Here is a 13908-nt window from a genome sequence, read left to right as displayed (position 1 = left end):
ATCAACCTCCACATATCAAATATAACAGAAAATTCTGTATCTAAATTTACAAAATGAACTTTGTAACAAAACTTGATAGAAAACTTATTTTATTTGTCTGAACAATCAGATTTGATTGTCTCTATGAAATTATTTCCCGATTCCCGATTCCCCACCCTTCCCGCTTGCTCAACGCCTCTAACAGCAGTAAGCTCAAACAACGATCGCATGGGTGAAGTCAATGGCAAGTCAAATGACAAGTCAGGAGAAAACAATTGCAGTCGGCTCCCTTCAGTGGTTTTATCGAGAAGCAGAGCCACTTAACGCCAGCGATAAGCCGCCTGTTGTGTTGCTGCATGGTTTACCGTCACAAAGCTACAGTTGGCGCCATGTGTTACCGGCCTTGGCAAACCAAGGTTTTCGGGCCATTGCTCCCGACTGGATTGGCTTTGGGTTTTCAGATAAACCCGATCGCCGCGACTTTGCTTATACTCCTGATGCCTATATCACGGCTCTCGCTGACTGGTTACAGGCTTTAAAGCTCGATCGGTTTTCGCTGGTGGTACAAGGGTTTGTTGGCTCCGTGGGATTACAGTATGCGCTGCGGCATCCAGACCAGATAGAACGCTTAGCCATCTTCAATGCGCCCCTGTCTCCGGATGCCAAGTTACCCTGGAAAATGAAGCAACTGGGCTTGCCCCTGCTTGGCGATATGCTAACTCAAGATCCGCTGTTGGTCGATCGCACGCTTGAAGGTGGCGGCGGCTACCAAGTGGAAGACAAAGATCTGGATGTCTATCGTCGTCCATTCTTGAAAAGTTCAGACGCCGGACGAGCTTTGTTGGCCGTGGTGAAAAATCTACAACTGACAAACGCCTTGAGCGAAATTCAATCGGGGTTAGCGACTTGGCAACAGCCGACTCTGATTGCTTGGGGGAGTCGCGATCCGTGGCTTCCGGTGGCAACGGCTCAAGCAGTTGTGTCATCGCTGCCAACGGCTGAATTTGTGGAATTGGAGGAGGTGGGGCATTATCCTCAAGAAGATTGGCACGAAAAAGTCAATGAGGCCTTGTTGACATTTTTGCGCCGTCAGATTGTCTAGGCCATTGCTCGCAACCCGGATAAATTGGGGCTTTCAACAGATGTGCCAGTCTGTTTATATATTGCTTGAGTTCTCATGACGATCGCAAAGCTCTCCGATATAATCCCCTCATTAACCTTGGGCGTTTGATGACTCGTTTGCGGTTTGTCCTCGAATTTGTCCTGGTGTGTCCTGTTGTGCCGAGCATGTTGTTTGAACTGTGTTGTTTAAAGTAGTATGGCTAGCTGAACTGTGATTGCACTCTACCCTGGCAGTTTTGATCCCATTACATTGGGGCATCTCGATATCATCGAACGAGGATGTCGGCTGTTTGAACGAGTGATTGTGGTAGTATTCCGCAATCCCAACAAAAATCCGTTGTTCACGGTACAGCAGCGAACTGAGCAAATTCGTCAGTCTACTCAGCATCTCACCAATGTGGAAGTAGATTGTTTCGATGGTTTGACCGTCACCTACGCTCGAATGCGCAACGCCACGGTTTTATTAAGAGGGCTGCGGGCAGTGTCCGATTTTGAAATGGAACTGCAAATGGCCCATATCAATAAAACCCTTTCCGACGATATTGAAACCGTTTTTCTAGCCACTTCGACTGAACACAGCTTTCTAAGCAGTAGTGTTGTCAAGGAAATTGCTAGATTTGGTGGCCCGATCGATCATCTCGTTCCTCAACCTGTTGCCCTGGATATTTACCGATGCTACGCCAAGACCCAAACCACCAAAAACTCAGCCCCAATGCTGGAGGGTCGCCCAATCGATCCATCTACGGAGAGGCAACCCGAACCGGGGGAATCGACATTCAGCAAGAGCTAAACAAGCTAGAAGAATTAATTCTAGACAGTCCCCGGATTCCGCTGAGTCGGCGCACGCTGGTAGACGAAGAACAGTTGCTAGACCAGCTTGACTTGGTGCGGTTGAATTTGCCATCTGCGTTTCAAGAAGCCACCGAGATTCTTCTTCACAAAGAGGAAGTATTGCTAGAAGCAGAGCAATATGCCCAAGAAATTATTGCCGATGCAGAACGGCGGGCTGCTCAAATTTTGGATGAAATGGGTCTAGTGCGTCAAGCTGAATTGGAAGCTCAGCACATTCGTCAGCAGGTGCAGCAAGATTGCGAGCAGATGCAACAGCAAACGCTGATTGAAATCGAACAAATTCGCCGCCAAGCCCAGCAAGATTTAGAAGAGATGCACCGAATGGCGATCGCCGAATGCGAAGAAATTCAACGCGGAGCCGACGAATATGCCGACAGCGTCCTGCAAGATATGGAACAACAGCTTGCCGAGATGATGCGAGTGGTGCGCAACGGACGTCAGCAGATTCAAATGAATCAACCCTCAACCAACCGAGCGGCGGCAAACTTCACCCCCAATCGATTGCCATCCGCCGATCGCTATCCAGGACCAGGACGCTGAATTCTAGCTGAAAATCTAGAGGAACTGTCATGATTGACCTGTATTACTGGACAACGCCCAACGGCCACAAAATTACGATTTTCCTGGAAGAAGCCGAATTGCCCTACATCATTCATCCAATCGACATCGGCAAGGGCGATCAGTTTGCGCCAGAATTTCTCAAGATTTCCCCTAATAATCGCATTCCGGCGATCGTCGATCGTGCTCCGACAGATGGTGGTGCACCGATCAGCGTGTTCGAGTCAGGCGCGATTTTGCAATACCTGGCGGAGAAGACCGGAAAGTTTCTGCCCACAGATGTACGGCAGCGCGTCAAGGTCATGGAGTGGTTATTTTGGCAGATGGGCGGATTGGGGCCGATGTTGGGGCAAAATCATCATTTCAGCCAATATGCCCCTGAGAAAATTCCCTATGCTATTGACCGTTATGTCAAAGAAACCGAGCGGCTTTATGGAGTGCTCGACACGCAACTGATCGATCGCCCCTTCATTGCCGGAGAATATTCGATCGCAGATATGGCGTGCTATCCCTGGACTGTGCCCCATGAGCGGCAACAAATTAACTTGGATGAGTTTCCCAATGTTCAGCGCTGGTTCAAGTCGATGCAAGCACGTCCAGCGGTGCAGCGAGCCTACGCCAAGGCCAAAGAGGTTAATCAAGTCAATGACATGAGCGATGCAGCCAAAGCCATTTTATTTGGGCAGGGCAGGCGAGATAGTAAGTAGATAAGTAGGCAAGGATGCAGGAATGGGGGCATGAACAGACCACTGCCCTTCGCGCCAGCATCACAAATTAAGCACTACAAATTAAGAAGCATCACAACTTGTTGGAGCTGACACTGGCACCGTGCTGTTCTGCTGAAAATCGCTGAGGTCTAACGTGGCTTTGCTGAAAAGAATCGCCTGCACCGACTCGATCGCCGTAGAATCCTGATTGACAGACTTTAAGCTAATGGTCTGTCCGGCGGCTACTTGTAAATCATCGCTGTTACCGGTCACATCCCAAGCAGTTAATTCAGAGGCTTGCAGTTCAGGACGCTGCTGAATCAGGTCGGCAAAATCGTTGGAAAAATATGTGGCTTTGCCACTGATCACATTGCCCCGCACCTGCCCCTCTAGACATAAACGAGTCTGACTAGGATCTGAAGGAACCGTAGACTGGTACTGCCCAATGATCCGATCATTTTCTTTTTGAAAGAGAAAACAGCGATCAGCGGTGGTCGCTTCCAAGGTCACGGATTGGCAAAAATGGTAGTGACCGTCTGGCAACCGATCGATTGATGTTTCAGCGAGTGCTGAGGGAACTGGATACAGCGATCGGTAAGAACTGGGTAAACTCTCTCGAGGCGGAGCAACAAACGAAGACGCTAGTAGGCAGATAACACTGACTCCAAAGCCCATTGCAATTTCTTTTTCCATAGATGGCTTCCACACTATTACAAAGTCAACGAAACGATTTAGCGTTCTGTGCCAGTGAATACACTGAGGTGAATGAACGCAGGTTCTCGTTGCCCGACACATTGGGGGTTAGCTCACAGGTTGATCCAGAATTATTCAGATCCAGAACAAAGGCTACCGATCGATCGGGTCTAGTCCATGTCCTCTCGCTAACCTGAAAACGAATTATCGCTAGGACTTGATGTTTTGGTTTTCCTGATTGTTACAGAACTATGTATCAAAAGCAGCGCCAGAGCCGTGAATTTACCCAGACTTTACTGAATACTTTGCTCACGTGAATGCGCAGTAAAGGACTGTAACAGGCTCAACCGATAGCTCGCCAAAAAGTGATCCAAGCCATATACATAACTTAATAAAACGGTAGACTAGAAGAGATGCAAGGATAGGGGGCAATCGTTTTATGAATCCTCAACGAATTGGTGCTAATCAAATCCAACCCTTACCCGTTGCTAGCCCACACATGGCTAAAGCTCAAACCATTCAATCGCGATTATTCGCGGCAGGACTCTTCATGGTGTCGATCGGTGGAACATTTGCAATTTTTGGCTGTGTGCCGCTGATGGCGCGGTTCATTTCGCCGATCTCGCCTCGGACAGTTCCTGCTCAAGTGCAAGCGTTTCCAGATCTGAGGGCTTCATCTGAAGCGTTACCGTCGAAACAAGCGGCTTCTCGGAATCAACTATCCCGGGCAACGCTTTCCAGCAATCGGACGCCTACTGTTCTCCCGTCTCGATCGTCGCTTTAGCGCAACGGTGAAGCTTCATTAACAACCTTCATTAACAATTCTTCGGACAGTTGTTGTGAGACCGCTGAATCCCTTTAGTCCTCACCCTCAATCCCTCTCCTACGTTGAGAGCGGGACGTTAATCTGGCTCCCCGTCGCTCGGTTTGGGAGGAGGGGTTGGGGGAGGAGGGCAGTTTAGGGTTAAAGTGTCTGGGCTGATTGCATTGAACTACTTATTAAATTGTAGGTTATTTACTTTTGGCTTCCAGCGTTTCTAGGCGGCTTTTTAACTCCTGATTGTCCTTTTTCAACTGCTCTAATTCATCTTGGAGTTTTTTTACAGCTTGGTCTTTGCCGATCCTCTTTTGTACCCGTTGCACTGCCTCTTCGGCCAAGCGACGCACTCGGCCATCGGGGGTTTGATCTGCCAGGGCTTGCAAAATACCAATCGCTTTGCTGGTTTCCATTTGCCCCAAGGCTGTAACCACCGAGACTTGTGTCAGGAAAAGGGATTCACGCGACAGTTCTTCTAACCGTACTAAAATCCGTTCCAGGTTGACGTTGTTTTGCCCAGTAGAAATGGCACCCAGTGCGCGAATGGCAGCAAGCCGTAGCGCTTGGGGTGTGCCGGAGACAGTGTATTCCAAGATGAGGTTCAGCGCTGCTTCAGAGGTTTTTAGTTTGCTGAGACCGCTGATGGCACCGCTGCGTACTGTTTCATTCCAGCCCGATCGGGTTTGCAAAATCGATCGCACTAGTGTCAGCACTTCTTCTTCTTGCGATGGGTTGTCTAGCTGTATCGAAGCCACTGCACATAGTCCAGTAATGGCCGCCGCTTCCACATAATAACTGGCATCACCCTGTTCGGCGATGGGTTTCAGGGCTGCATAGCTAGCTGCTGTTTTAAGTCCTGATAGTGCTTCTACCACCGATCGCCGCACTTTAGGATGGGGATCAGACAAGCCTGCTAGCAGTCCATCTAGCGCTTGGTCGAGTTTGACTGCTGCCAGTTGTTTTGCGACTTCTGCCCGCACTCCCCAAAATGGGTCTTCTTTCAACGCAGCGGACAGGGTTTTGACTGCCTCTAATCCTCCTTTCTTGGCCAAGGCTTCGGCGGCATAGATGCGCGAAATTGGATCGGGATCATGCTGAAGTTGAGCTTTTAGTTCTGCGATCGGATATTCCAGTACCACCGTCTTAAGCGTATGATTGCCAACATCAAAGCTGATAAACGTTGGCTTTTCGGTCAATGGGAAATAGAAAGTTTGTTCTCGCTCATGAATACGAACAGTGAAGCACTGAAGGGATGAGCTTGACGATCGAATCTGATTTGTGTGCAGATCTCCGTTTTCATGTTTCCCAAAACCGATCGGAATTTTCAAATCAAACAAGCCGCTGTTACTGCTGCTACTGCCGTTTTTGCTGTCCTTGACTTGGGTTTGTGTGACGGTAATTTTCGCCAGGTTGCTGTCACTATCCCAGGAATAGGCGACTTTGTAGTCGGGGTGTCCGCCCCGAAAGACAAATTGATCAAACAAAAATTGCAAGTTGCGGCCCGTGGCTTTGTCGATCGCTCGCAACAAATCTACAGTTTCCACAGTTTTATGAGCATTATCTTGAACAAAGGTATGAATCGCTTTGAAGAATAACTCATCACCTAAAACAGCCCGAATCATGTGATAAACACAGGCCCCCTTTTCGTACAGATGACGATCGTACAGTTCGATGGCTTCACGATAAATATGGGTAACAATGGGGCGACGATAGCGAGATGCATCTTCAGACAAATAGTTGCGGGTTTCGTTGAGGCGATAGTAGGCGGCTTCTTCAGCACCATACTGATGATCTGTCCACAACACCTCTGAATAGGTAGCCATGCCTTCTTTAATCCAAGCATGAGACCAGTGCTTAATCACCACTAAATCGCCAAACCATTGATGAGCTAATTCATGAGCGACCAACGCTTCAGCGGCGCGGTTGTCCAAGGCAGCACGTTCATCTAAAAGGCAGCGATCGGTCAGCAACGTAGTGGACGTGTTCTCCATGCCGCCAAAGATGAAATCTTCAACACACACCTGTGCATATTTGGGAAAGGGATAAGCATAGCCGAAGGTTTGGCTGAAAAACTCGAGCATTTCTGGTGTTTTGCCCATCGTGCGACGAGCATCGGCTTCACGTCCCTTTTCCACATAATACGTAACGGGAATCCCCTGCCAATCATCGCGTAGTTCGGCAAAATCTCCGACGGCGATCGCCATCAAATAGGTAGGATGCACTTGTTTCTGCAACCAGTGGTAAATTTTGGCATCACCTTCATCGTGCGTTGCAATCAATTCGCCATTAGAAATCGCAACGTATGGTTTGGGTACGCGCAGGCGAATTTCAGAGGTGGCCAACTGTCCAGGATAATCGAAACAGGGGAACCAGTAGCGAGAGTCTTCATCTTCGCCCTGAGTCCACACCTGAACGGGTTTGTGAGGATAATCGGGAGTGGGGGCAATAAAATAAAGTCCACGTTGAGGTTGTTCAACGTGGTACTCGATGCGCAATTCGATCGATTGATGGGCTTGAGTTGGTTGACTCAGGTGAACAGACAGTCGTTCATCATCGTAATCAAACGCTTGATTGAGATTATTTACCTGTACCGAATCGATGTGTAAATTGACAGCATCCAGCATTAAGGTCTCGATGCCATTGCACACTGGGGTAATTCGAGTGGTGCAACTGCCGCAGTAGCTTTGGGTGGGCAAGTCGAGGGCTAAATCCAGAAAAATATGCTCTACTTGTCCTGGACGATCGGGATTATAGTGAGGACGAGCACCTGGAAGCTCGAACGACTTGCGGCCATTATCATCATCAAAATAAAAGTTTTGCATTGAGAACCAACCCAGTGACATTAGTGAAAATCAATATCGCTTTCCCACTGTGCAACACAGCGATCGGGTACTAAGGATAAATGATAGATCGTCTCACTGGGTCTCTGCTCGTTCTTGCAAAACGGGCGTTTCAACGGTGCTCAATACCTGCCTTTCAGCTTGGCTTTAGCTAAGCAGCATCCACCAGTTGCAATTCGCGGATGGCAATTGCTTCTCGTTTTTCTAGTTTCAATACCGAAAACTGGTTGCGCAACAGGCTTAAGTCAATCTCAATTTCGGCCCGTTCATCTTGAGCCATTTGCAGTGTTGCCACAGCCTTCCGATATTCAGCGGTATTCATCAGTTCCAAGCGTTTAGCTTTACGCTGAGCATCGTTGCGCAATTCTGTATCAAATGCAATGGCAGTATCAATCTCAGCCGTATGTCGATTTAAGGTGTCCTGCAACCGACGGATACGTTGGTCCGCTTGCAGTAAATCTCGTTGCCGTTCAGCGATCGCCGCTGGATAGTCAATCAGTTTCATAGGAGTCTCTCGCAAAGAAAGGGATTTAGAGGAGGGTAGAACTCGTTAGACAATCGAACAGCTATGAGCCATTATGCAGCATGCACTGCTGAGATCGGCTGGCAAACATCCGTAGCTGCGTCGGGACGGTCAAGAGGACGGAGGCGCTTCATCTGCGACTCGAACGCAGACCGATTAAATGCACTCGATCGATCGCCCTCAACCACATGAAACAACGCATCTTCAACCAAGGCTTCCATCGAAAGCTCTAGCCAATTCTCTAAGGCCCGCTGCAAATCCTCTACCCGATAGATCTCGCCCTCTTGTTGATAAAAATAAGCCTGTAATTCGATCGCGGCATCTTGTAAAGCCGATTGGGGAGAGGCATCTAAATCAGAACTTGCAGACCAAACACGGGTAGAGCGAGGGGTAGCCATTGGATTGAATGAATGAACGGAGGGAAGGTTACTGATCATCGAGCAACTCCATCTCTATGCCTTTTTATTATAGCAAGACTAGTACAAATTGGCTTTATTGGTTAACACGCTTTTTTGAAGAAAAATAGTCTTTTTATACAAATTAATCTTACGAAAACTAGCGCGTTAACAAACTAAGTGTACTATATCAACAAAAGCGGGTTAACATGGTAGGGGTACTACGATGGGAAAACCCTATGCCTCTGTTGAATCCGAAGCAAAAATCTCAAGGTGGAACCTTCACACAAGTGGGAGACGAACCCCTATCCAAACAAGTGGTAGGAGTCCGTTTACCGGCATCCATTCATGCCTTAATTCAAACGTTGCCGAATCGCACTGAATGGCTGCGCCGCGTTATTGTTGAGGCGGCTCAACGCGAACTCGTGCATTCTAACAATCAAGTCTCTGAACGAACCGATTATCAGCCAGCGATCGCCAAGGATGATACCACCGTGCACTGCTCCAATGACTAGTTGCCTCTCAGATCAATTTCAAATTACGCAAGTACCTGTAACCTATACGAATTGATCGCTCAGGGCAAAATACGGCGTTGGCAATCTAGAAAAAATTCAAGAAAAGAGAACAGATCTCACCGGATGCTTCCGAATAGACATCCCCTACATAGAAGCGGTGAGATCTTCTTTGTTTTGCTGACTTGTTCTAATTCCAGATTTGCAACTAGACCTAGTTCCTCAAGCTCTGCTTTCTGCGTTGCTGAATTCAAGCTTGATTGAGCGATTTTGATCCCAATTGTCAAAGCGTTTCGCAAAACACCCTGACGAGACGATCCATCCACTCCGCAACGCCTGTCTTTTTGATGAATACTTGACGACTAGCACTATCAACACATTGCCATTCGTCAAATCAGTTCCAGCTCGCTTTCTCGCAGATGTGCTTTAAATTTGGCGTCAAATTTAACAAGAACCGGAAAATTTGCACTAATAGGCGTTCCTTGCCACTCATTCACCAACGCCATGACTTCGCCTTCTAGTCCTTTGATATCAAAGGCTTCGTTGCGGTGCTGAGGGTGGTGATAAACCACAACAGATTCTTTAACACGAACACGATCGCCAACTTTCATAATTTTTTCATTACAACCTTAACAATCTGCTTTATCGCTATGCAGGTTTTTGCTCAATCGCGATGATTGCGACATTCAGTTTTACGACATTCATTATCTTTGCACATGATGTTTCACTCGCGATCGGGCAACCGCATTCACCCTCAACCATCGGTGATGGTAAAGGGGCAGCGGTGGATCTGCTAGGGGTTTGGCGGCGGCGATACGGTCTCTGGCAAGGGCAGTGATGGAGACTCGCCGCTAGGGGTCACAGTTGTAGAATTCACAAGGCTCCACAGTAAAAAGCCCAACAATCCTGCAATCACAGCGACGATCGCTCCTAGTATCCAAGGTTTTTGGGGCGACAAGAACTCGGGTGATGGCCCAGGGTTTGGTCTAAACGGAGGAGACGGAGTTGGCTCATCTTCATCGTACAGTAAGGCCCGCGAGGCTTCTGTTAACTCAAACTCTGCTTCAGAGGCGGGACTTGCTGGAGCTGGTGGCATCGATGGAGCGGGTGTGGCGCTTGGCTCTGCTTCTCGATCTAAGTCTGGTTCTAAGTCTGGTAAGGTTGAAGCGGGGGTCACAACAAACCGCATGAGTACGACCGATGTATTGTCATGTCCGTTGCGTTGATTAGCCACATCAATCCAAGCTTGTACCGCCTCTTCAAGGGACCATTTGCCACTAAAGACCGGTAGGGTTAATTGTTGCCAAGCTTGCTCCACTCGATCGTTATCGCTCAGTCCATCCGAGCACAACAACAACAGCCCATCTTCTTCCACCATGAACCGTTGCACCGTCGGTTGCAGGGCATCGGCATCGCGGGTTCCTAAAGCCTGGGTTAAGGCTCCTCCATCCGGTCGTTCAAGGGCTTCTTGGTAAACACTCCGTCCTAGCCGCACTTCACGGGTGGCCACATCATCATCCAGCGTTAGCAAATGGCAATAGTTAGGAGTTAACCAGTACGCCCGACTATCGCCCACATGCACTAGATATAATTCATGGGCCGATCGCACGCCTGAGGGAGTTTCCACTTGTTGCGGCAACTGGACAGCCATCACCAACGTTGTGCCCATGCGTTGGCGCATCGCTCGTCCTTGGGCATCGTTTTGTTCAGCAATAACATTATTGACCACCCGCACGCGACTCTCTAACTGTTCAGCAACCTCGCTGGGTAAGGTGGGATTGGTTTGATGTTGAAAGTCAGCTAGCAGATACTCTGTCAGCCGTTTGAGATCGTCAAGGGCACGCCGACTCGCCACTTCTCCACCTTCATGCCCCCCAATGCCATCGCAAATAATCCCTACGCGGGGCCGCAGCGTGTCGTTCTGATCGGGATAGCGGGAATCAGGATAGCAGGCATCTTCGTTATGCGATCGTTGGGGACCAGTGTCGGTTTTACCTACTACTTCAATGTGCACGGGCAACTGGGCCGATTGCTCTAACAGCAGATGGTTCAGTTGAGTGGCAATCGTCTGTAGCCCAAGTTCGGTGTCTGCGGCCGTTTGCATCGCAGCGCAGATGGCACGGAGAGGAGCTTTGACGGTCGCATGAGCCTGTTCTATCCACGGTAACCATACCTCAGCCAAGTCCTTCAGTAGAAACGTTTGGGCTTTTACATCTCGCGAGGCAGCAGGATCAGGCGGCGGAAAAGACGGCGGCAGGGTAGGTGGCGGTTCTCGATCGTCTAAATCTTCCCGACGAATAGCCAGCGGCATTTCCAGTTCTTGGCGGTTGCGCAAAAGCTGATGCAGCCGAACCCGCCATCCTTGAACCCGCACATTTTCTGGCAGCAGCAAACTTAACGCCACCCCATAGTGATTAAGCGGTTCCCACAGTTGAAAAAGTTGCCAGAGCCAGTACACCTGCCGTACAGGTGGAACAGTGGGCCAAACTGATTCCAGCGATGGTAGCAGTGCTCCCGTCTCGTCGATCGGCACATTGTCTAGGAGTAAGGCGATCGATTTGTCGCTCAGCGGACAAAGTCCATGTAGTTCGGGAATGTGCAGGCGATGGGGATACAAATGCAAATAGGGCAGTATTCGTCCTGGCAGCACTTCTGGCACTTCTGGCACGGTGCCTGGGTTGGTGTCTAGCCAAATCTGAGGAGCCTTGACCAGATAGCGCTCTCCCACTACGGTATTGACGGGAATTTGCCGCACACCGTCCCCAATTGCCCAAAGATGGCGATAGACCAGGGGAACTTGACAGCGCTCGCAGACCGATTGACCGATCGGATTAACCGGGTGCAGACAGGTGGGATTGGAACACTGAAGATAAATGGGGGAACTGCTCATACGCATCTAGGATACTTACCCTAAAGATAAGCTGACAGAGCACCGAAATCACAGAAGGCTAAGCTAGATTGGGACTAGGTATACCGCCTGCAACGATATTCTGGCAACTCTGTGTCTTCACAACCAATGGCAACCAACAATCTGGTGATGGACTGGTAGCCAGCATTCTGCAACCTTTTTTAAGACGAACTCTGCGGCACATTGGTTATGACACAGGCATATCCCAGGTTGCATCCTAACGCCTTCAATTTACAAACGTTGATCGAGGTTTCGCTATGTCGCTTGGCACTCCATTATTCTGGATTATTGCAGGGGTGAGTCTTTGCATGTTGGAACTTGTTCTACCAACGGCATTTATCGAATTGACAATGGGCCTTAGCGCTATTATTGTGGCAATTTTTGCCCTATCTGTGCCGATTTTTTCAGTACAAGTTGCGCTTTGGCTCGTCTTGTCTATTGTGTTGACTATCCTACTGCGTCGCCTGGTTCCCCCCAGAAAACATCGTCAAATTGAAGATTCTAAAGAAGCACAAACATTAACAGAAATTCTTCCGGGACAAACCGGGCGAGTCCTGTATGAAGGCAATTCGTGGCAGGCTCGATGTGAGGATGACGATCTAACCATTGCCGCAAATCAACGAGTGTATGTTTTGGAGCGACGCGGCACTACGCTGATTGTCTTGCCTGCCAATTTGCTGCACCACTGAAGCATTTGATTAGATAAGAATCCTATCTGTAGGTGCATTCAACTCAACGTTTGTTTGCGGCTGAGGGTCTAGCCGATCGATCGGGGCAACCTAAGAACTTTAGAAGACGTTAGAAGATGTTGCATTAGCGGTCTACATCCACACTTTGGAGGTCTAAGATGGACTTTATTTTTGCCCTTATTGTTTTGGTTCTGGGCGGCACCAGTTTGGCAGGTTCCGTCCGAATCATTAATCAGGGAAACGAAGCTTTGGTTGAGCGCTTGGGCAGCTATAACCGCAAGTTGGAACCAGGGCTACGGTTTACGGTGCCGTTTGTTGAACGGATTGCTTATTCCGAAACGGTTCGAGAAAAGGTTTTGGATGTGCCACCACAACAGTGCATCACCCGCGATAATGTTGCCATTTCAGTTGATGCGGTGGTTTACTGGCGGATTGTTGATCTAGAGAAGGCTTTCTACAAAGTGCAAAATTTGCAATCGGCGATGGTGAATTTGGTCTTAACGCAGATTCGTGCCGAGATGGGCAAGCTGGAACTCGATCAAACCTTCACTGCCCGATCGGAAATCAACGAAGTTTTATTGCGCGAACTCGATATAGCCACCGACCCGTGGGGCGTTAAGGTAACGCGGGTGGAACTGCGCGATATTATTCCCTCCAAGGCTGTGCAAGAGTCGATGGAATTGCAGATGTCGGCAGAACGCCGCAAACGGGCCGCTATTCTCACCTCCGAAGGTGAACGAGACTCAGCCGTGAACTCTGCTAGAGGGCGTGCCGATGCCCAGATTTTACAGGCTGAAGCTGAGCAAAAAGCCACCATTCTGCGGGCCCAAGCGGCTCGACAAGAGCAAGTACTGAAGGCTCAGGCCACAGCCGAAGCGATTCAGATTATTGCCAAAATGCTGAAATCCGATCCGGGGGCGCGAGAAGCGCTGCAATTTTTGATGGCGCAGAACTACATCGACATGGGTTCCAAAATTGGCACGAGCGCTAGCAGCAAGGTCATGTTCATGGACCCGCGCAGCATTCCCGCCACTGTGGAAGGCATTCGATCGATCATTGGTGAGGACGAGGGCACCAAGTCCTGAGCGTGTAACAAGCTGTACAACAATCGAAGGGCGATCGGCGATCGCCCCGATCAATCAACCTACCTGGTGAATCAAGCCTTCAATCAGACACATCGGAGCAGCGGGATTTGAACCCACGACCCCCACTACCCCAAAGTGGTGCGCTACCAAGCTGCGCTACGCCCCGTCTAAACTGCATTAGTAAGTGATTTTATCAAGAATTTCAACCGTTTTCATTGATTGACTGAC

Annotated in this window: 14 protein-coding genes and 1 tRNA gene; 8 read left to right on the top strand and 7 right to left on the bottom strand. The window is 49.1% G+C overall.

Annotated elements, in window-relative coordinates; all coding sequences use genetic code 11:
- Positions 1 to 232: 232 nt before the first annotated feature.
- The 4 genes from OXH18_RS02875 to OXH18_RS02860 all read left to right on the top strand — a co-directional run bounded on the left by OXH18_RS02875 (position 233) and on the right by OXH18_RS02860 (position 3218).
- Positions 233 to 1081, top strand: a complete 849-nt coding sequence (locus tag OXH18_RS02875) for an alpha/beta fold hydrolase (RefSeq protein ID WP_315874655.1) — start codon at positions 233 to 235, stop codon at positions 1079 to 1081.
- Positions 1082 to 1312: 231 nt separating this feature from the next.
- Positions 1313 to 1891, top strand: coding sequence for a pantetheine-phosphate adenylyltransferase (coaD, locus tag OXH18_RS02870; RefSeq protein WP_268610914.1), 579 nt, complete (start codon positions 1313 to 1315; stop codon positions 1889 to 1891).
- Complete coding sequence (locus tag OXH18_RS02865; protein ID WP_268610913.1) at positions 1774 to 2493, top strand: hypothetical protein; 720 nt, start codon at positions 1774 to 1776, stop codon at positions 2491 to 2493. Before coaD ends, OXH18_RS02865 begins: the two co-directional genes overlap by 118 nt.
- 29 nt (positions 2494 to 2522) lie before the next feature.
- The gene (locus tag OXH18_RS02860) at positions 2523 to 3218 is read left to right on the top strand and encodes a glutathione S-transferase N-terminal domain-containing protein (RefSeq protein WP_268610912.1); all 696 of its coding nucleotides are present in this window, start codon (positions 2523 to 2525) and stop codon (positions 3216 to 3218) included.
- A gap of 81 nt (positions 3219 to 3299) precedes the next feature.
- Here OXH18_RS02860 and OXH18_RS02855 read toward each other — a convergent pair whose 3' ends face one another.
- Entirely contained in the window at positions 3300 to 3911 is a 612-nt protein-coding gene (locus OXH18_RS02855; RefSeq protein WP_268610911.1) for a hypothetical protein, read from the bottom strand.
- A gap of 439 nt (positions 3912 to 4350) precedes the next feature.
- On the opposite strand from OXH18_RS02855, the gene OXH18_RS02850 reads away from it, so the two are divergent.
- Entirely contained in the window at positions 4351 to 4695 is a 345-nt protein-coding gene (locus tag OXH18_RS02850; RefSeq protein ID WP_268610910.1) for a hypothetical protein, read from the top strand.
- A gap of 227 nt (positions 4696 to 4922) precedes the next feature.
- Here OXH18_RS02850 and OXH18_RS02845 read toward each other — a convergent pair whose 3' ends face one another.
- The 3 genes from OXH18_RS02845 to OXH18_RS02835 all read right to left on the bottom strand — a co-directional run bounded on the left by OXH18_RS02845 (position 4923) and on the right by OXH18_RS02835 (position 8489).
- A complete protein-coding gene (locus tag OXH18_RS02845; RefSeq protein ID WP_268610909.1) occupies positions 4923 to 7550 on the bottom strand; it encodes a M1 family metallopeptidase in 2628 nt (875 codons plus the stop codon).
- A gap of 169 nt (positions 7551 to 7719) precedes the next feature.
- Positions 7720 to 8073, bottom strand: coding sequence for a hypothetical protein (locus tag OXH18_RS02840; protein ID WP_268610908.1), 354 nt, complete (start codon positions 8071 to 8073; stop codon positions 7720 to 7722).
- A 71-nt stretch (positions 8074 to 8144) separates the two neighbouring features.
- Positions 8145 to 8489 carry a hypothetical protein gene (locus tag OXH18_RS02835; RefSeq protein ID WP_268610907.1) on the bottom strand — a complete coding sequence of 115 codons (345 nt, stop codon included), beginning with the start codon at positions 8487 to 8489 and terminating at the stop codon, positions 8145 to 8147.
- Positions 8490 to 8725: 236 nt separating this feature from the next.
- On the opposite strand from OXH18_RS02835, the gene OXH18_RS02830 reads away from it, so the two are divergent.
- On the top strand, positions 8726 to 9001 hold the full coding sequence (locus tag OXH18_RS02830) for a hypothetical protein (RefSeq protein ID WP_268610906.1): 276 nt from the start codon (positions 8726 to 8728) through the stop codon (positions 8999 to 9001).
- A 386-nt stretch (positions 9002 to 9387) separates the two neighbouring features.
- On the opposite strand, the gene OXH18_RS02825 is transcribed toward OXH18_RS02830, so the two are convergent.
- Complete coding sequence (locus tag OXH18_RS02825) at positions 9388 to 9609, bottom strand: ferredoxin-thioredoxin reductase variable chain (protein WP_268610905.1); 222 nt, start codon at positions 9607 to 9609, stop codon at positions 9388 to 9390.
- A gap of 182 nt (positions 9610 to 9791) precedes the next feature.
- A complete protein-coding gene (locus tag OXH18_RS02820) occupies positions 9792 to 11888 on the bottom strand; it encodes a PP2C family protein-serine/threonine phosphatase (RefSeq protein ID WP_268610904.1) in 2097 nt (698 codons plus the stop codon).
- Between the two features lie 275 nt (positions 11889 to 12163).
- Between OXH18_RS02820 and OXH18_RS02815 the strand changes: the two genes are divergently transcribed.
- Together OXH18_RS02815 and OXH18_RS02810 are read left to right on the top strand one after the other, a co-directional pair.
- Positions 12164 to 12595, top strand: coding sequence for an NfeD family protein (locus tag OXH18_RS02815; protein ID WP_268610903.1), 432 nt, complete (start codon positions 12164 to 12166; stop codon positions 12593 to 12595).
- Between the two features lie 158 nt (positions 12596 to 12753).
- The gene (locus OXH18_RS02810; RefSeq protein WP_268610902.1) at positions 12754 to 13680 is read left to right on the top strand and encodes an SPFH domain-containing protein; all 927 of its coding nucleotides are present in this window, start codon (positions 12754 to 12756) and stop codon (positions 13678 to 13680) included.
- 92 nt (positions 13681 to 13772) lie between these two features.
- Here the strand turns inward: OXH18_RS02810 and OXH18_RS02805 are convergent.
- Positions 13773 to 13846, bottom strand: a tRNA-Pro gene (locus tag OXH18_RS02805).
- Positions 13847 to 13908 lie beyond the last annotated feature (62 nt).

This window comes from Thermocoleostomius sinensis A174 (genome assembly GCF_026802175.1).
Lineage (GTDB): Bacteria > Cyanobacteriota > Cyanobacteriia > Elainellales > Elainellaceae > Thermocoleostomius > Thermocoleostomius sinensis.
This window is presented reverse-complemented; position numbering and strand designations above follow the sequence as displayed.

Excerpts from the sequence above, each read along its gene's own strand:
- OXH18_RS02815 (WP_268610903.1), top strand. The coding sequence starts at position 12,164 with ATGTCGCTTGGCACTCCATTATTCTGGATTATTGCAGGGGTGAGTCTT.
- OXH18_RS02810 (WP_268610902.1), top strand. The coding sequence starts at position 12,754 with ATGGACTTTATTTTTGCCCTTATTGTTTTGGTTCTGGGCGGCACCAGT.
- OXH18_RS02820 (WP_268610904.1), bottom strand. The coding sequence starts at position 11,888 with ATGAGCAGTTCCCCCATTTATCTTCAGTGTTCCAATCCCACCTGTCTG.
- OXH18_RS02825 (WP_268610905.1), bottom strand. The coding sequence starts at position 9,609 with ATGAAAGTTGGCGATCGTGTTCGTGTTAAAGAATCTGTTGTGGTTTAT.
- OXH18_RS02875 (WP_315874655.1), top strand. The coding sequence starts at position 233 with ATGACAAGTCAGGAGAAAACAATTGCAGTCGGCTCCCTTCAGTGGTTT.
- OXH18_RS02830 (WP_268610906.1), top strand. The coding sequence starts at position 8,726 with ATGCCTCTGTTGAATCCGAAGCAAAAATCTCAAGGTGGAACCTTCACA.
- OXH18_RS02855 (WP_268610911.1), bottom strand. The coding sequence starts at position 3,911 with ATGGAAAAAGAAATTGCAATGGGCTTTGGAGTCAGTGTTATCTGCCTA.
- OXH18_RS02850 (WP_268610910.1), top strand. The coding sequence starts at position 4,351 with ATGAATCCTCAACGAATTGGTGCTAATCAAATCCAACCCTTACCCGTT.
- OXH18_RS02845 (WP_268610909.1), bottom strand. The coding sequence starts at position 7,550 with ATGCAAAACTTTTATTTTGATGATGATAATGGCCGCAAGTCGTTCGAG.
- OXH18_RS02860 (WP_268610912.1), top strand. The coding sequence starts at position 2,523 with ATGATTGACCTGTATTACTGGACAACGCCCAACGGCCACAAAATTACG.
- OXH18_RS02840 (WP_268610908.1), bottom strand. The coding sequence starts at position 8,073 with ATGAAACTGATTGACTATCCAGCGGCGATCGCTGAACGGCAACGAGAT.
- OXH18_RS02865 (WP_268610913.1), top strand. The coding sequence starts at position 1,774 with ATGCTACGCCAAGACCCAAACCACCAAAAACTCAGCCCCAATGCTGGA.
- OXH18_RS02835 (WP_268610907.1), bottom strand. The coding sequence starts at position 8,489 with ATGGCTACCCCTCGCTCTACCCGTGTTTGGTCTGCAAGTTCTGATTTA.